Origin of the sequence: Micromonospora sp. NPDC005215 (assembly GCF_040607915.1) — a bacterium.
Taxonomy (GTDB): domain Bacteria; phylum Actinomycetota; class Actinomycetes; order Mycobacteriales; family Micromonosporaceae; genus Micromonospora.
The window spans coordinates 73408-90778 of sequence record NZ_JBEXHQ010000007.1 but is presented as its reverse complement, the minus strand read 5'-3'; the positions used below and the strand labels follow the sequence as shown (position 1 = coordinate 90778).

12 protein-coding genes are annotated in these 17371 nt (G+C 67.3%); 3 read left to right on the top strand and 9 right to left on the bottom strand.

The window, feature by feature from the left end; translation table 11 throughout:
* Window positions 1-50: 50 nt before the first annotated feature.
* The 4 genes from ABZU25_RS08590 to ABZU25_RS08575 all read right to left on the bottom strand — a co-directional run bounded on the left by ABZU25_RS08590 (window position 51) and on the right by ABZU25_RS08575 (window position 6489).
* Window positions 51-1301: a hypothetical protein gene (locus ABZU25_RS08590; protein ID WP_355028694.1), complete on the bottom strand. Its 1251-nt coding sequence runs from the start codon at window positions 1299-1301 to the stop codon at window positions 51-53.
* 56 nt (window positions 1302-1357) lie between these two features.
* On the bottom strand, window positions 1358-2587 hold the full coding sequence (locus tag ABZU25_RS08585; protein ID WP_355028693.1) for a hypothetical protein: 1230 nt from the start codon (window positions 2585-2587) through the stop codon (window positions 1358-1360).
* Window positions 2584-6177: a BREX-2 system adenine-specific DNA-methyltransferase PglX gene (gene pglX, locus ABZU25_RS08580; RefSeq protein ID WP_355028692.1), complete on the bottom strand. Its 3594-nt coding sequence runs from the start codon at window positions 6175-6177 to the stop codon at window positions 2584-2586. Before pglX ends, ABZU25_RS08585 begins: the two co-directional genes overlap by 4 nt.
* A gap of 72 nt (window positions 6178-6249) precedes the next feature.
* On the bottom strand, window positions 6250-6489 hold the full coding sequence (locus tag ABZU25_RS08575; protein WP_355028691.1) for a winged helix-turn-helix domain-containing protein: 240 nt from the start codon (window positions 6487-6489) through the stop codon (window positions 6250-6252).
* Window positions 6490-6856: 367 nt separating this feature from the next.
* On the opposite strand from ABZU25_RS08575, the gene ABZU25_RS08570 reads away from it, so the two are divergent.
* On the top strand, window positions 6857-7096 hold the full coding sequence (locus ABZU25_RS08570; protein WP_355028761.1) for a DivIVA domain-containing protein: 240 nt from the start codon (window positions 6857-6859) through the stop codon (window positions 7094-7096).
* Window positions 7090-7395 (top strand): hypothetical protein, encoded by a 306-nt coding sequence (locus tag ABZU25_RS08565; protein WP_355028760.1) that lies wholly within the window; start codon window positions 7090-7092, stop codon window positions 7393-7395. The genes ABZU25_RS08570 and ABZU25_RS08565 overlap by 7 nt, the downstream gene beginning before the upstream one ends.
* Here the strand turns inward: ABZU25_RS08565 and ABZU25_RS08560 are convergent.
* From ABZU25_RS08560 to ABZU25_RS08550, 3 genes are all read right to left on the bottom strand, one after another.
* Window positions 7357-8181: a hypothetical protein gene (locus ABZU25_RS08560; protein ID WP_355028690.1), complete on the bottom strand. Its 825-nt coding sequence runs from the start codon at window positions 8179-8181 to the stop codon at window positions 7357-7359. The two genes, ABZU25_RS08565 and ABZU25_RS08560, sit on opposite strands and share 39 nt — an antisense overlap.
* Window positions 8182-8345: 164 nt before the next feature.
* Complete coding sequence (locus tag ABZU25_RS08555) at window positions 8346-9029, bottom strand: hypothetical protein (protein WP_355028689.1); 684 nt, start codon at window positions 9027-9029, stop codon at window positions 8346-8348.
* Window positions 9030-9370: 341 nt separating this feature from the next.
* Entirely contained in the window at window positions 9371-10261 is an 891-nt protein-coding gene (locus tag ABZU25_RS08550) for a hypothetical protein (protein WP_355028688.1), read from the bottom strand.
* Between the two features lie 478 nt (window positions 10262-10739).
* Here ABZU25_RS08550 and ABZU25_RS08545 point away from each other — a divergent pair, with 478 nt between their 5' ends.
* Window positions 10740-11912, top strand: a complete 1173-nt coding sequence (locus ABZU25_RS08545) for a Shedu anti-phage system protein SduA domain-containing protein (protein ID WP_355028687.1) — start codon at window positions 10740-10742, stop codon at window positions 11910-11912.
* 28 nt (window positions 11913-11940) lie between these two features.
* Here ABZU25_RS08545 and pglW read toward each other — a convergent pair whose 3' ends face one another.
* Window positions 11941-16362 (bottom strand): BREX system serine/threonine kinase PglW, encoded by a 4422-nt coding sequence (pglW, locus tag ABZU25_RS08540; RefSeq protein WP_355028686.1) that lies wholly within the window; start codon window positions 16360-16362, stop codon window positions 11941-11943.
* A 53-nt stretch (window positions 16363-16415) separates the two neighbouring features.
* Window positions 16416-17078, bottom strand: coding sequence for a PH domain-containing protein (locus ABZU25_RS08535; protein WP_355028685.1), 663 nt, complete (start codon window positions 17076-17078; stop codon window positions 16416-16418).
* Between the last annotated feature and the right edge of the window lie 293 nt (window positions 17079-17371).

The following is a 17371-nucleotide window of genomic DNA, read 5'->3' as shown; positions in this document are numbered from 1 at the left end:
CACCCTACCGAACGTGACAGGTGCTCAGCAGTCCCGAAATGGGTCAGCCGTCAGGCGGTGACGGCAGGGAACACCACGATCGACCCGTCGCTGCCTCGTTCGATTTCGATCGCCACGTCGGCCTGGTGACTGCCCACGGCAAGCCCATCACCCCAGGCGCGCAGGCGATACGCCGCCTTGAGCAGCTCGTCGACCTCGCCCTGGGTGAACATGATGTTGCGGATGCCGCCGTGACGCCTCAACTCAAGAGTCGACAGTCGGAGCAGGACCGAGTTGATGCCGGACTCCAACTCGTCGATGCGGCGCTCATCCTCCTGCAGGCTCACGACGAAGCTCTTGAACGGATTGTCCGCACCCGCCAGTTGGGCATGCTCCACCGCTTGAAGCACGAGCACTCGGCGCTTGAGCGCGATGGCGAGTCGCGCCAACTCCAGGTGGGCGCGGAAGGTGCCACCCTCCTCGTTGATGCCGGGGAACGACTTCGTCAGCACACCGAGTTCCATCGGACCCTCGGGCAGCGCAGCAACCGCTTGTTGCCACTTCATAAGCCGACGCTTGGTTCCCTCGATCGCCGTGTTGATCGCGTACGACGACGAATCCAGCCCCAACGACAGGCCGACGCGGCCCTGGTCGAGGAGGACCGACGTCGCCTTGTCGATCGCGTCCCGGCAACCGTCCAACGCGTTGCGTTCCCGCTCCAGGCTGTCTTCGTGCAACTGCTCCAGGAGGTCGGTGATCCGCTCGATGGCCTGCTGACGTTGCTGATCGGCGTAGGCGCTGACGCCGACTGCGACGGCCATCAACACGAGTGGCGCGGCCACTGTCAACGCTCCCGCACCGACCGCAGCCACACCCGCCGTGGCGGCTGAGCCGGTCGCCGCCCCGGCAACAGCGGTCTTGCCAGCAACGGGCACAAATGTGGCGTGGGCTGCAATGCCGGTGGAGTTGACCAACGCGCTGCGTACGCCTCCCGCAGCTACCCTGGACGCCATGGGTTGGACGAGTCCCTTACCAACCTGCGCGGCGACCTTCGCCGGCACCACCATTCGGTACAGCACCTCACCTGAGGTGGCCACATTCAGCGGCGGCGCTGACCTCGCCGTCTGAGTGACGAGCTGCGACAGCTGCTGAGCGAGTGGGCTGGTCGCGTGCAGCGGGATCCCGCTGCTCCGGTCGCGTCTGGTCGATACCGGGTGCGCCTCGAGCGTGGCGATGGGGGATCTCGCAAGGGTGGCCAGGGCCGTTCTCAGCTCGGCGAGCCGGGCTGGCGTCATGCCCTCCTCGCTGAGCACGTCCGGCACATGCTCAGCCTCCGTGGCCAGTGTCCACACCGGCACCTGCGCCGTCTCAACAGTGGTCACGTCCTGTCCCTCCCCAAGCTGACATCACCATCGGCACGATCAGAGCCCCACGCCGCGGATCGAAGACTCGCCGCCCAATCCGCAGCATCCTCACCCTGCAGGAGGACGACCTGGTTCTCAGCGCAGATATCCGACCAAGCCGTGTCCGTGTACCTCGAGACGACCAGTACGGGCGTCGCGACAACTCCGCGGGCCGTGAGGCGATGACGGTATTCGAGGACCTGACCCAGGCCCAGCCGCAGCTGCTCCGCCTCGTTGTCCCCGACCACGCTCTTCACCTCGGCGACGAACTGCCGCCCGTCGGCGTCGCGCCACGCCAGATCCACCAGTACGTCGTGCAGTCCCGCACCGGCCCGTACCCCCTCGGCGTCGAGGTGGTCGATCAGCGCCCGGCACAATCGATCGTGCTCAGTGACGCCGGCGCGGTAGGCGTCAGCGTCGAACGACCGCTGCGCCGGCAGCTCGACCGGCGCGGCTGATCCCGCGTACTCCCGGTCGAAGCCACGATTCCCGCAGGCCGCAACGGACGCGGCACCGGCGGCCAGGTGCTCGGCAGCCAGCCAGGCACGGCCGGCAACCTCGGGCCGGTACCGGCTCTCGAACGGGAACGGGCCAGCCGCCACCCAGGCGTTGAGCATCCGGGCTGCAGCCAGCACGGGTGGCTGCCGCAGCAGCCACCGCGCCGTGTCGATGTCGGGGCAGGTGAGAAGCAACTTCTCCTCGGCGAGGGTCTTCGTCCGGTCCTCTGCCACGTCGATGCCGCGCCGTCCCCACTCCTCCAGGTCGGCGGCCCCCGCGTCCATGGCAAGGCCGATCGGTGCCGCCGCCACTCGCAGCCACACCTCCTCGCCGGACTCGTAGACGCCGAGGGTTTCCAGCACTCCTACGGTGAGCCGCAGCAGTGGAGCGTGGCCGTTCTGCAACCGCGACAGCAGCCAGTGCGTGCCGACGGTCGGCGCCGCCTCGGGCACCGCCATCCGGGCCACCCACCCGGCCAGGGCCCACGCGGCGCGCTGCCGCTCGTCCAGCCCATCGGCCCAGTCGCCATCGAAGACGGCCGGCGGTGGGTTCAGCGGCGCGGGCTGCGGGTCGGCGTACACCCACGCCGCGAGGTCGGCCGGCTGGGTGAGCTGCCACAGCCGGGAGCGGCGCGCCGCCAGCATCCCGGTCAGCTCCGCAACGTCCTGGGCCGACCACACGCTGGTCGGCACCGACTCGGTCGTCACACCTTGGCCTTGCGGCCGCGGGTGGCCTTGACCGGACGCCACGACGTGAGCGCCTCGTCGGTGAGGTGCAGGCGGTTGGTGGTCTCGGCGAGGAAGCCGTCGTAAATGTCGGCCGGCGACGCGCCCCACTCCGGGTCGAACTCGCCGTGCCACTGGCGTACCCAAGGGAGGATCTCGCGCAGCCCCGCGACCAGCGGCAACAGCCGGTCGTCGGCCCAGCCGTCCTCCTGCTCGCGGGCCACGATCAGGGTGGCCAGGGCCTGGGCCTGCTCGCGGTGGTTCCAGCCGGCCCAGCCGACCAGCAGCGACGGGTCACCGTCGCGGCTGGCACCGGGGTACGAGACAAACCGCTCCTTTGGTACGTCGAGCTTGCCCCGATGCCTCCAGAAGCTGGTCTTGAGGAAGTCCGCCGAGGTGTACTTCGGCGGCACCGGGATGCCCTTGCGGAACTCCCGCTTCGCCGCCTCGTCGGGCAGCGCGTCCTCCTGTCGTTGCAGGTCCCACACCTGCTCCCAGTCGGCGCGCTTGGCCAGCCCGGTGTCCTTGTAGCGCAGCGCGGCCAGGTGCGGCACGTGCTCGTCGGCGACCAGGTCGGCGATCACCTTGCCGACATCCTGACCGGGCGCGTAGAGGTTGGCGACGGTAAGCACGTCGGCGTCGCGGCGCAGCTCGTCGGCGAGCTGTGCGGTGGTCAGCGGGCGCGGCTGTTCGAGACCGTCGACGTGCTGGTACCACAGCTCCCGCGCCTCGCACCGGTCCAGCAGCCAGTCCCGCAGCGCCTTCTGCTGCAACGCGTCCCAGCCGTCGGTGGCCCAACGTCGCTTGCACTCCGGCCGCTCGATCAGGCCGATGTTGCGGTTGCCCTCGATGACCTCGATCCGCCGCTCGACGATTGCCCGGTACTCGTTCGACCAGTGCGACGGCAGTTCCGTGATCGGCGTCGACCCGTGCCGAGCGAACCACTGCGTCTCCGCCTCACCGGCGGCCACCTTGCGGGCGAGCACGATCTCGAACGCCCGCTCCCCCAGACTGAGCATCGGCGGCCGGACGCGCTCCGGCGCGGTCAGCTCCTCGTCCAGCAGCCCGTAGAGCGAGTAGACCTGCCAGTCCAACTCCTCCTGCAAGCAGATCATCTGGCCTCGTACGGCGTGCCACTCGTAAGCGGCTGACTCCAAGCGCTCGCGGGTGGGCACACCAGAGGCCGCGACCGCCGCCGGGCTTAGCGTGGCGAGCCGCTGCGCCAGACCGTCAATCTCGCGGCTCAGTTCAAGGGGGTACGCCGACGGCAGCGGGAATCGTAGAACATTTGTTGCATTGAATGCGAAATGGTTCTTCCAGTCCTCGCTACCCATTGCCGCATATCCGGCATCGACTCGAGCGCCCCCACCCTCGCCTTTGTTGTGGCATACCTGCTTGAGCCAGAAACAGGCGGTCGAACTGTTGAGTACCGCAACCAACCTCTGGTGGTCATCCTTCGACGCCCCGTGCGGCAACTTAATTACAGGCGCGGTCTGCTTGAAGACCTTTCCACCCCGGTCCAGCACGAAGTGGTTATGCGTCGCGACCTCGGCGAACGCGATAGATAGCGGCGTCCGATACCGGTTAGTGAAAAACATCGAATATTCGAACCACTGAAGCCCACGAGCCAACTGATCGTTGCCGTAGGCAACTCGGTCGATGAGAATTCGACGAAGCGGCCAGAGTGCGGTCAGTACGACCGAGTCAACGACCGCTTTAAGAGTACCTTGGTCATAGGGCCAGATCGACTCGACCGGGTTATTCACCATCCAGTCGCGAGTGACATCACCCTCGACTATCGGTCGCCGGTGGGCCTCGGGCACTCCTTGTCTGCGAAGGAACCCGCCGCCAACCATAAAAGCGCTGTCTTCGCGGGTGACGGCTCCGGAACCAACGTTGTCCGCTACCAGAGCCAAGGTCATGCTTCCCGTCGACTCGATCGACATCTGCAGGTCACCTGCCCCGCCACCTGCGAGACTCCACGGATGTGTATTGAAGGAGGTGCGACCGATGTCCGCCACGCTAACCCATTGGTTTTCCGAGCCGGGGCGATCGAGCTGACTCACAATGGCCCGCCAGACGAGTCCCTGACTCGGGTTCGCTGGCGCACTCGGTTCGCCACGGATGCCCATGACGCTGCGGATGCTGCCCTGCCGGTTCCGGTTGGTGTTGCGACCGACTAAAATAACGGTCGGGGTGCCATGGCCGGGAATGAAAGCACCAGAAGTGTCGATGACGTGGGTTAGGTCGACACGCAAGGCGAACAACTCCTGGATCATCTTCTTGCCAAACTCGCGTTTCATGAACGAGTTTGCTGTGATCTGACCGACCTGCCCAGCGCCCCTACCCTCGCCGTTACCGTTTTTGGCCAGTTCGAAGAAACGCTGCGCGAATGGCACCGACAACGCATACTCGCGGTAACAAGTGTCGTACATTTCCCGGTATGCGTTGGCGACCTTCCGGTCCTTTACGGTGATGTAGGGCGGATTTCCGACCACCACGTGGTAGGTGCCTGGGCCAAGGATGCCCGGGTAATCCTGCACGTCCTCGGTCGCGTAGGCGAACTCCACCATTGGGTCATCGCCGAACAGGGTTCCGGCCCTGTGCTTGATGAGTGAATCGCCAACCGCCAAATGCATCGGGAAGACGTAACCACCGGCGTCGGCAAGCGTCTTGACGCCGGACGCCCCGAGGGCGGCGACGAGGAGGCGAAAGCGGGCGACGGCTACTGCGAACGGATTGATGTCGACGCCATGGACAGCGTCGAGAGCGAGGCGTACCCGCTCGTGGGGGTCGCGGTTTGGGGCGTGTTGCTCCCACTCGTTGAGGAGGCGGTGGAAGGCGCCGAGGACGAAGTGGCCCGAGCCGCAGGTCGGATCGATCATCTTGACCACGTCGTGGCCGAACTCGTTGATCGCCGGAGTCAGGGTCAGGTCGAGGATGAACTCCTCGACGAACTCCGGGGTCTGGAGCAGGGCGTAGGTCTTGCGGGCCGCCTCGGAGAGGTCCTGGTAGAGGTCGCCGAGGAAGCGGGTGTCCCACTCTGGGTCGGTGAAGTCGTGGACCAGAAGTCCGGTCTCGCCGCGCCGACGCCAGAAGGCGATGAGGTTCTTTGCCTCGTCGTGCGACAGCCGGATCTGGTACAGCGGATTGTGCCGCTTGTCGAAGAGCGACTTGCCCGCCTGGGCGCTGGCGATTGCGTCGAAGCTCTTGTGCAGCCAGTCACGGAGGGTCTTGTCGGGCTGCTCGCGAAAGAACTGCGCCTCGGCTTCCTCGGCGAGGACCAGGCGGTCCCCCGGGCCGGCCAGGTAGGGGTCGGGCAGCAGGCCGTTGTCCTCGCAGAAGCGTACGAAGACGGTGCCGAGCACCCAGGCGACGGCGGCTTGGGTGACGCGCTCGTCCCGCCAGGCTGTCCAGGTGGCGGCGGTGCGTCCGACCTTGAAGGCGTGGTCATACTCGCCACGCAGGCGGAGGCGCACCTCCTCGACCGACTCGACCTGCTCCCGCAGGTCCTTTTCCAGGTTCTTGACCTGCTTCTGCAGGTCGGACAAGAGCAGTTTCCGGTCGATCACGCGCCGACTCTAGTCGTCCCGCCGACGGGACGGGGGTACCTAAAAGGCTCGTATAGGTAGCCGGCCCGCTACCTACGGCTCCCGCATCCAGATCTTCGGGTCGGTCACGAAGACGCCCTTGCCCTGCTGCCGTCGGATCACCCGCAGCGCTTCGAGTCGAACGTAGGCCAACTGCACGGTCCCATAGCTGACGCCGTAGTCGGCGCGTGTCTCGGCTACCGACGGCAACCGCTCGCCGGCCTTCAACTTCCCCGACCTCACGTCGGCCATGACGTCGTCGGCGATGCGTAGATATCCTGCTGATTCGGGCATGTCACTCCTCGCGCGGCAACCCGAATTCGATCACAACTCGAATGTCTTAACAACGTTCTTTGACTTCCCTGTGTTCCCTAGTTATGTTGGAGCTGAGCCGCTCCTCGCGTGGCAACGAGTTCGGCTCATCCCCTGGTCGGGGCGGGTGCGTGTGCCCGTCCCGACCCACCAGACTGCTCTGCTGTCGTACCGCTGAATTGGGCTGCGGCGGCGGAGCGGGCGGGTCGCCCGCGGCCCCCGAGCGGACGGCCCGCCCTTCCAGACCCACCGCAAGGACCTTCCGCGCTCCCGCCTGCCCTCAGAGAGGATCGTCGTGGCTCAGGTGTATCGAGGTGGTCAGCCCTACCCCGCCGGCTACCCAAGCCGGTTGACGCCGCACGAGGTGCGGACTCGCGAGTTCGCCGCGTGCCGACGCGGCGTCGACCCCGATGAGGTACGCGAGTTCCAGGCCCGGGTGGGCGACGAGCTGGCCATGCTCAACGAGACGGTACGGCTGCTCAGCCAGGAGAACGACCGGGTCAAGCGGGCGCTGCGTGACTGGCAGGCCATGCACGCGCGGGAGTGCTCGTCGGCGCAGGGGCAGGGCCGCAACTCTGGCCACTGGTGACCGCGCGCCCCTCCCCCGGCGACCTGCTCGTCATTGACGGCCGCGCGTCGGTGCAGTTCGCCGGGGATCGCGCGCTGACCCTGCGCGTCGTCTCAGTCTGCGACCGACCGACGTACGAAGGTTGGGTCTGGTTGACCGGCTACGTCCTCAATCGCCGGGGTAACGCGACAGCCAAACGCGAGGTCTTCGTCCAACTCGCCGGCCTCCACCCCGCGCCCGAGCCGGTGACCGAGCGGGGTGCGACGCCGGGTCGGGGCAGGTCACCCGATCAAGTCAGGGTCAGAAGCGCCAGTCGTTGAGGGAGATGGCATCCGTCCAGTCAGACCCGACCAGCGTCCCATCGGGAAGGCGGTGGCTGCCTCGTCCAGCTCAAAACCGGAGTCGAGAAGCTCGACGACCGAGTCGTACAGACCTGACAGCTCCCCCTGGCTTGCCTGCTGAACCCTGACGGCAATGTCCCGGCGCAGGCCAACACGAAGGTCGAGCAGGCCAAGACGGGAGGCGAGGTAGCGCTGGTCCCGTACCTGCGGAGTTCCTGCGGCGATGGCGGCGAGGAACGGTTCGTAGTACGCCAGCATGTATCGGTCCCGGTCCAGGTCGACGTCGACCGGTTCGGGTCCTTCCTCGTCCGGGTCCACCGCGGTGATGGACAGCTCGTGCCGATGCGGCGGAAAGGCCGCGACGCAGCCCAGGGCGAGCCAGGGGCGTTTGCCGGAGATGGACTTCACCGAGCGCTTCTGAGCGACGAGGGTGTTCGGTAGGGCCGGTTCCATGCCGTTGGAGCGTCCCTTGGCCTCGGCGACCACCCAGCCTGTCGGTGACAGGCCGAAGAGATCTGCCCGCTTCTTGGTGGCCGCGAAGACGACCCCCCACCTGCTTCCGTAGCGGTCAATGTGCAGCAGGTGCGTCACCCCCAGTTTTCGCTCGCAGAAGATCCCGGTCAGCGCTTGCCCGAGCGAGTACGACAGCGTCCCCTTCTCCGAGCGATCCAACTCCCTGGCAAGGGCCGACTTCACCAGCGCGCCGCCGCGGGTCCTGCGCACGTACGCCGGAATGAGCGAGGTGCGATGGACGAACTCCCACACGGATGCCCACCCATGGCGTACCTCGTCGCCCGGCGCCCTACCGGTACTGAACAGAGCATGGGCGAGATCGTCCGTACTGAACTCCAGAACCGCGTTTGGTGAGATCAGCCCTGCGGGAAACGCAATGGCGCGGCAGGAGGCCGTGAACCTGTTCCGATGCGGCATCAGGCACCCACCACTTCCGCCGCCGTGGGCTGCACCTGGTCGACCTGCACCGCCAGCCAGCGGAACTCGCCGTTGCGGCCGTCCAGGCGGGCGAAGTCCCGCCAGATCAGCGGGTAGTCACCGAGCAGGTCGCGCTGATTCGCCGCGAAGTAGCTGCCCTCGGTCCCCCAGCGAAGCCTGCCCCGAAGCCTGCGTCCCTCGTGCAGGCGGAACTCGCCGTCCCGCGTCGGCCGAGCGCCGGCCGGCGGGCTCCACATCCCACGGTCGTTGGTGAGCAGAACGGCCAGACCGTTCATCGGGGCGGGGCCGGGATGGCAGAACCGTTCCAGCCGGGCGACGTCGACCACGAAGCCCAGCCGGGCCAGATCCGGGGCGCCGTGGTGACGCAGCCGGAACTGTTCGCCGCTGCGAGGGTCGACGCCGTCCCAGAGTGCGGTGAAGTACTTGAACTCGATCGCCGTCCGGCCCTTCGGACCGAAGCAGAGCAAATCCAGGTACGCCTTCTCCTCCTGCCGCACTTCCAACCTCACCTGGACCTCGTTGTCCAGGCGGTGAACAGCCCAGGCGAAGGCGTGCTGGAAGTCCGCCTCCGAATGGAAGACGGTCCGCGCGGCCCGCAACGCGTCCATCACCACCGCGAGCGGGAGCGAACCTGCGATCCGCACTTCTGCCTGCTGATCCACTCTCGTCCTTCCACATCTCCATGCGGCACCGTGCGCCTACGCTGCATGACGCCGGCACCCAGCCAGGATCCGCAACTCGTCCATCGACACACTCCCATCGCACGTAGGCGATCCGTGGTGACCGAGAGGACGCGGGAAAGTCCTGAAATTCATGCCGAGTGGACACTGACGTTGAGCCACGCTCATCTTGCGGCGAGTGGAGACTCACCGTACGGAGTCCCACAGTTGGCATCAAGGGTCTTGACTGAGTCCTCTCGTCCGACGGGGCCAATCCGTTCTGTCTCAGGCGGCTCAATGATCAATGCGGCCCCGACTGCTCACCCTGATGCCGCCGGACGGCGTCACAGGGCCGGTTCGGTGCCCTTGCGCTGCCACCACGCCGTGAAGAGAGTGATCACCTGCGCTTTGACGTCCTCCGCGACGAACCCTTGGGCATCACCCAGGAGGGGCACGACAGCGTGCTGGTAGACGTCCCTGTGCCGTTCGACCGACGGGCACGCGAACACGGCCAACATCCGCAGGACGCGCACGGTGTCGGCGCCCAGCAGAGGGAAGTGAGCTTCGAGCAGCCGCGTCAGGGCCGCCCACACCTTGTCGACGACGATGTCGACGACAGCGTCCTTCACCATCTCGGAGATGCGGGACGTGAAGTGATTCGACAACGCGTTCTTGACGGCCTGCTTGGCCGCGTCGGTGAAAAGGCCGATGACCTTGTTGATCCGCTCAATCAACTGGATCAGCGCTACCAGGAGGCTGCACCAGCCGTGACTGGCCAGACCCTTCTTGATCTCCCGAGCGGTTGGCTCGTTCTGAACGAGGTGGTCGATGTCGCGCGATATCTCGTCCCAGGGTTCCACCATGATCGCATCGGCGAGGAGGTTCATCCGCCCGTTGTCGAACTCCACCGCCGTCCGGTCGCCGACCTCGAAGTCACGTTCAAGCCTGCCCTCGGTCCTGGGACGCGGGTCTGTGGCCCACAGGTGCCCAGCGATGCCCACACGGGCAAGATCGAGGGAGAGCTGTCGGTTCTTCGCGTTGGTCCTCAGTTCCCCGGCGCGGCCATTCTGGATGTCGTCGTTGAGCGCGCGCCGCCGCTCGTCGCGTACGGCCGGGCGCTCGACGGCGAGCGTCGCCCAGCCATCCCAGCCATGCAGCGAGCCACCACAGCCGGAGCACTTGCAGCCCGGATTTTGAGCATTCGCGCAATTCGCTCGATGCGTGTTCACAGCCATCCGCAGTCCGCCAATCGGCTCGCCGTCGCTTGGGGTGAAGCACTGATAACCCTAAGTACGTGGCTCGCCACTGCCAACCAGGCCCCGTCGCTGAAGATCAGGCATTTTGCCGCTCTAGCGAGATTGCCTCGCTGCCAGACGGATGCGCGCCTTACCTGCACCTATTGATGCTGTCGGATTTCTGATGGACGTGGTCCAGACGATCTGCAGGTTCGGATGGCTGGCAAGTTGGCCATGCTCGACGAGACGACACGGCTGGTCAGCCAGGAGAAGGACCAGATCAAGCGGGCGCTGCGCGACCGGGACCATGCACGCGCGGGAGTGCCCGTCCCCCAAGGATGCCTTCGTCCAGTTCGCCCAGCCTCCCGTCGCCGGTGGGCGACCGTAAGTGGCTTCGAACCGGCCAAGCGTCAAACGGCCCTGTCGGGTGCCCGTTGCATGATGAGCGTCCTGCTGGAAGACGACGTAAGAGGTGCAGATGCCGACCCGGTCCGACCTAACCCTTCGACTTTTCCTCGAAAAGATCATTGAGCTCGGCGTCTCGGATCACGTCCGCAGTCTCCTCGACGATGCACTGCGGCACATGGGCAAGCGCAGCCCGTACCGCGGCGGGAGGGACCTAGTTGACCTCTTGCGATACGCGGGATCCGCCGCCAAAAGCGAAGATGACCTTCACGCAAGTAAGCGCATCGAGGACGCATTAGCGTACTCGATGTACGTCATGCTGCGTCCGGATCTCGAGATCAAGTACCAGCTCTTTCCTGGAAGTCGACTGAGGTATCTCGGCTACATCCGAAGCACTGTTGAGGACTTCGGTCAGCTCTTCCTGACGTCTTTGAGGCAGTTCAACGCTGACCAGCCGGATGCCTCTCCAGACGAGATCTACCATTTCCTGGACGGGCTTTTCGCGTCCGCACGATCCATCGAAGAGGACGAGCAGGAGCCGGGCCGCTACCGGATGATGCGTGGCCCCCGGGAGTCGTCGGCATGGCTGCGCGAGGCTCTTCTCGACCGGCTCGATATTGAGAATCTGTCAATAGCAGTGGGCGTCGCTGCCAACCACCACCAATCTGGCTCAGCCACACTATCGCTGGCGGAGTTGGTTCAGCTCTCGCAGCTCAAGATCCGATCGGACGCACTCCAACACCTGAGGTGCGTCGTGCAAAACCCGCACAGCACAGAAGGCGACCTCCAGCACGCGCTCGCGCGGAACCTCTGGATCTTCGGGGGTTCGTACCTGCAGGAACTCGGCCGCCGTCGACTCGTTCCGGGAAACGAGTTGGACATTTCGCTCGTCAGACCAGACGGCTCCATACACGTTGTAGAGCTGAAGCGAGCAAACCTCGGGATCGTCACACACCAGCGCGGCAACGTGATTCCCAACAGCCAGGTACATCGCGCAGTCGGACAGACCATGAACTATCTGCTCGCACTCGATGAGGACAGGCCGCGCATCCTCAACCAACACGGTGTCGACGTTCGGCGTGCCGGAGCAACCGTTATCATCGGGCATCCCGACTTTCAACCTGATGTCGAGGAATCAGAACTGAACGATGTTCTGCGCACCTACAGCAGCCATCTTGCCCGCATTGAGGTGATCACGTACAAGCAACTGCTCGACGGGGCGGCAAGGGCACTTGACTTTAGCTGACAGCGGCCCGCAACGACGGTTTGGTGCGTCAAGCGGTGACCGCGCTGCGGTGGGCGTTGACGACCCAGGCGTCCGGCAGCGCGATCCACTCGTTGTCGCCCACCCGCACCACCACACCGTCCAGCTTGGGCAGCAGCGCCGGGTCCTCCATCGGGCAGAGCACCCACACGTCCCCGGCCCCGCCCCGCGCCGCATCGGCCAACTCGTGCAGCCGGTCCATCGCCCGGTACCGGGCCAGCACCGCCGCGTCGTGCAGCAGCACCGGCCCCTCCGCGGCAGACAGCGAGGCGTGCAGCGACGGCACGGTCAGCTGCCACGCCTGCTCGACGTACTCCCCCAGCTTGATCGCCGCCCGGGACCCCTCCTCGGCGATATCCGCGCCGAGCACCGTTTCCCACGTCGGCTTCGGGCGGGCGTCGACCAGGGCGTGCAGGTGATCCAGGAAGTGCGCCGCCACGTTGACCGGTCGGGCGTCGAAGCGTTGGGCCAGCTCCTCCCGGGCCAGGTGATACCGGTTGAGGCGTACCGTCAATGCCCGGAACCCGCCCGCGGACCGCGCCCCTGCCAGCCGCTCCTCAGCCCGCATCGCGGCCGCCAGTTCCGGCGACTCCGCCGTCCACCGGCTCGGCGCCGCCGTCACCGACGGGCGCCGCTGGACGATCGACACCGACGACGATGCCGCACGCGGCGGCGGCGACACGTAGCGGTCCCGGTCCCAGCGCAGCTCGAAACCCGCCTCGGCGAGCAGCCGGTCCAGTTTAGGGTGGCCCGGCAGCGGGTCCAGCTCCGGGAAGCGGGCGGTCACCCGGTCGGCGACGTGCGTCGGGGTGAGCGCACGCCGGCCATCGACCGCGCTCGTCAGCGACACCAGGCCGGCCTGGGCCAGCCGCAACGCCCGCACCGGGTCGAGGTCACGCGGGTAGAGCTCCAGTCGCGCGGTGGCGGCGGCCCGCTCCGAGGCCACCGCGGCGAGCATCACGCGACGCCGTTCGTCGAACGCGTCGGCCGCTCCGCCGGGCGCGGTCACCGCCGCGAGGGTACGCAGCACAGTCGCCGGGCTGGGCAGCACCTCGCTGGCGGCGAGTTTGTCGGCGGCCTTGCCAAGTGCGTCGGCGTAGTCGAGCAGCGCCGGCGCGGCCGGTGTGTCCGGCGCGTCGTCCTCGCTGACCTCCAGCGCCACCAGCAGCCGGTCGCCGCGCGGGTGGGGCTTGCCGTCGATGTCGGCGCGGGAGTGCCGGCGCAGCAGCAGGCGCGGCTCGTCGGCGAGCGCGTCGACCTCCACGGCGGCGCGTACCGCAGCGACGGCCACCGCGAGACGCAGGGCGTCGCCGGTGCGCACCGAGCCGCGGCTGCTCAACAGCGCCGCGGCCAGCTCGGCGACGCCCATCACCCGGCCGCCGTCGTGCAACAACTCGATGATCTGGGTACGCACGCTGCTGACGACCGGGATGTCCTGCCAGCGTTTGCGCTGCTTCCCGAGGATCTGCGCGACCCGGCCGGCGGTGACGCCCAGCGCGCTGGCCACCTGCGGCTGCTGCGGCCAGAGCTGCAAGGCTGGCAGCTCCCCCGACTCGTCGGGCAGGTGCAGCAGCAGCCGGGTGCCCTCGATCTCGGTGGCGTTGCGGCCGTTCTTGGCGGGGATGAGGAGCGTGGCGATGGCGTCCAGGCCGACGCGTACCAGATCGGTGTCGCCGTGGCCGGCGGTGGCCTCGGTGGCCGCCTCTTCGCTGGCCGCCTTACGGGCGGCGGGCGTGGTGGGCAGCGTTTCCCGCTCCCCCAGCCGCTGGCGCCACTCCTTGACCCGGCGTTGCAGCTCCTGGCGGGTCTTCGCGCCGAGACCGGGCAGGTGCGCGAGCTTGTTCGCGACAGCGAGCAGCTCGGCGACGGTGGTGGCCTCCAGGCGGTGCGCGGCCGAGACCGCCCGTGGGGTGAGACCGGCGGCCTCCAGCGTGGTGGCCCGGGTGGCCTTGCCAGCGGCCTCGTCGCGGGCCGTCGCGGCGATCTGCTCGTCCGGCTCGTCGACGTCCGGGTGTTCGGTGCCGACCGGGGTGCTCGCGTCGGAGCGGCGGAAGACGTCCTGCCAGGCGTCGCGCACGTCCTTCAGCGACGCGTGACGCTGCCGGTGGTCACGGTGCAGCGCGCGCTGGAAGAACTCCACGAGCCCGTCGCGGATGGCCGGGTCGAACGCCTCGGCGGCCAGCACCGGTGGGCCGTCGGTGAGCTGCGGTTCGGTGCCCCCGTCGCCCCAGACCGGCAGTTCCCCGGATGCCATCTCGTGCAGGGTGACCGCCAGCGCGTACCACTCGGCGTGTTTGTCGTAGACGGGACGGTTGGCCGCGCCCAGGAAGGGGTCCAGGTAGCGGGGCGTCCCGGCGCTGATCTCCTTGACCGAGACGCCAGCGAGGGAGAAGTCGAACAGCACCAACTGCCGGGTGCGATTGGGCCGGATCCGGATGGCGATGTTGTCCGGCTTGATGTCGCGGTGGTAGACGCCCTCGCCCTCCAGATAGTCGAGGGCGCCGAACAGGTAGTCGCTGTACGTCTCCAACTCGTCGACGGTGAGCCGGCCGTCGTCGCGCAACTTTCGGGCCAGAGTGTGGTCGCCGGCGTGCTCCAGGACCACGACGGTGCGGTTGCCCAGTTGCAACGGCTCGGGCCGCGCCAACCGGATCACCCGGGAGTCGGTGAGCGGGCTGAGCACCCGGGCCTCGTGGGCCAGTCGGGCGCCCTTCTCGTCGGACAGCCCGACCTTGAGCACCTCTTCCCGGCGGGTGCGCTCGTTGAAGCCGAGGAATGCCCGGCAGGTCGAGCCGGTGCCGAGGCGGCGGACGATCTTCCACTCGCCGACCCGGTCCCCGCCGCGCGCTTCCAGCGGGTCGGCCTGCTCGGGTTCCGGGTCCTCAGGGTGTACGGAAGCAGGGGGTGGGGTGGTCAGCTCGTCCTCGACGCCTTGGAGCATCTCGACGAAGTCGGCCACCGTGGTGAGCCGCTGGGTCGGAACCGGTGCGGTGGCGGCCTGGATCAGCTCGTCGGCGAACTCACTGATGCCGTCGGCGACAGCCGCGGCCCGCAGACCGTTGTCGCGGGCCAACCGGGCGAGCAGTTCGGGACGTTTCGCGGCCGGCGGTTGACCGGTCAGGATCAGATACGCCAGCGCGCCGAGGCCGAAGACGTCCATCGCCACCGCATCGGGCGTCGGCGCGGTCAACTCCGGAGCGAGGTACGCCTCGGCGGACCGCTCGATGTGCGCCGCCGCGTGCGAGGAGAGGGTCACCGGATCGCCGCTGCTGCCCCCGGCGCTGTCCACGCCTCGGGTCGCTGCCTGCCAGTCGCTGATCTTCAGTTGCGGTGTGAGCCAGGCTTCGTCCTCGCTGCCACCGCGCCGCGTCGCGCCAGGGTTGACCAGGACGCTGCGGGCGGACAGGGCCCGGTGGTGCAGACGCCGCCGGTGCGAGTACGCCACCGTTTCGGCGAGCTGGCGGATCATCGCGAGTCGGCTCAGCGCGTCCAGGCGGTCGCCGTACTGGGCCATGTAGTGGTCCAGGCGCACCGAGCGGGGGTCGTACCGGAAGATCAGTGCCGGGCCGGCCTCGTGCGACTCCATTGAGTCGACCTGCACGATCCCCGGGTGGTTGATGCCGTGCAGGGCGAGCATCTCCCGCTTGGCGGCACGTTCGATGCTGGCCCGCTCGGTCTGTACGGCATTGCGCTCGACCAGGTAGATCCGCACCCGGCGGCGCTCGCGCTCCAGGTCGCGGTGCCGCGCCTGGTGGTCCTGCCAGGTGGGGCCGACATCGAACGGACGAGGTTCCAACTCCCATGCGCCGACCTGGTAGTGCCGTCGGCTACGGGCGATGCCCACCGCGTCGAGCAGGTCGGGCAGTGCCGCGGACACCTCCTTGGTGACCCGCTGCCGTTCGTCCTGTGGTGGTCGCTGCAGCAGCGAGCTGATCGTCGGCAATGGCCCGGGCTCACGACCCGCAGCCGGCTCCGGGCCGAAGATGCCGTGCAGGTGATGCTCGGACAGGTCCACCCGCAGGCCAGGCTTGGACAGGAACACCGCCGCCTGCACGAAGGGGATCCTGACCTGCTGACCCTTACGTCGTGCGGCGGCTACCTGGAGTAGCGACTTGAGCTTCTTGGCCTTGCCGTCGGCCAGGTGCAGCGGGTTGTCGAAGGTACGCGTGCCGTTCGGGCCCTGGAGGATCCAGTTGGAGCCGCTGGACTTGAGCCGGCCGTTGAGGCTCTTGATCTCGATGAGGTAGAGGCCGCCGGGGGCGGCGACCAACAGGTCGACCTCGTAGGGATGCCCGGTCTGGGCGGTGAAGGTGAAGTTTGACCAGGCACGGTAGGGCTCGCTGTCCGGCAGCAGCGCCTGGACGTGCGCCAGCGCCTCCCGCTCGTGCGCGAACTGCGACGGCGTGATCGTCGTCCACCGGCCCTCCTGCATTCCAGAGATCCTAGAGGCAGGGTGTCGAGTCATCGGTGTGTCCCGCCCTGTCGTCAGAGGCGGGCAAGAATCTCCGCCTTCTTGGTGGCGAACTCGTCCTCGGTCAGGATGCCCGCATCCCTCAACTCGCCGAGTTGCCGAAGCTGCGCGATCGGGTCGACCACTGACGCCGCTGCTGCTGGTGCCGGTGCCGTCGGCGGAGGCCCAGAATAATGGTGGGTGTTCACGCGCTGCTGTTCGACGAGCCGGGCCGCCTGCGCTGTCTGGTTGATGACAGCAACTGCCCGGCGGGGATCTGGAAGGTCGTCAAGGACAACCAGTTCCACGCCGCTCGCACGCTGCACCTTCACCACAACGCTTCCGAGCCCACGGGCCTTCTGAGTCATCGACTGCCGCAGATCAACGTCGGCCACGTGGGCGATCGGCACCTGCTGGGCGTTCGTGGAGAGGACTCCCCGCTCGAAATACAGCATGGTCGCCGTCAGCTTGTAGCGCCCGGCACCGATTCCGGTGATCGGTTGGCCCACGGCGGACCACAGCACGCCGGGCTCCTCGGCGGGAGGCATCCGAGGGGCGGTGGGTTCGGCCGGAGGAGGCGAGACAGCAGCGGGAGGCTCGGGCCGCGTTTCGGCCACCACCGGCATCAGCGATTCCGTCGGTTGTCGAACGGCAGGCAAATTGTCTTGCACCTGCGGCTGGCTGTCGTCAACAAACAACTGCCACCCGGCCGGCGGCGCCGGCCACAATGGATCAGGCTGCCAACCGGCTGGTGGGAGCCAACCCTCGGGGGCGGCTGGCCAACCAGGTGGCGTATTGAAACGCATAGCCATTTGAGTGCCTTATCTAATGAAACGCCGTCGTAATGTTGCGATGAATATACCGGTAGTTGATCAACCCCGCGTCGCCGAAAAGACCCTGCCGGTCAGGCCGAAAAGGCTCAGGTTTTCGACGGACGCGGGTGGTGGCCGCCGTTCGACCAGGCTCACCATGCCCAGGAATGCTGCACGCA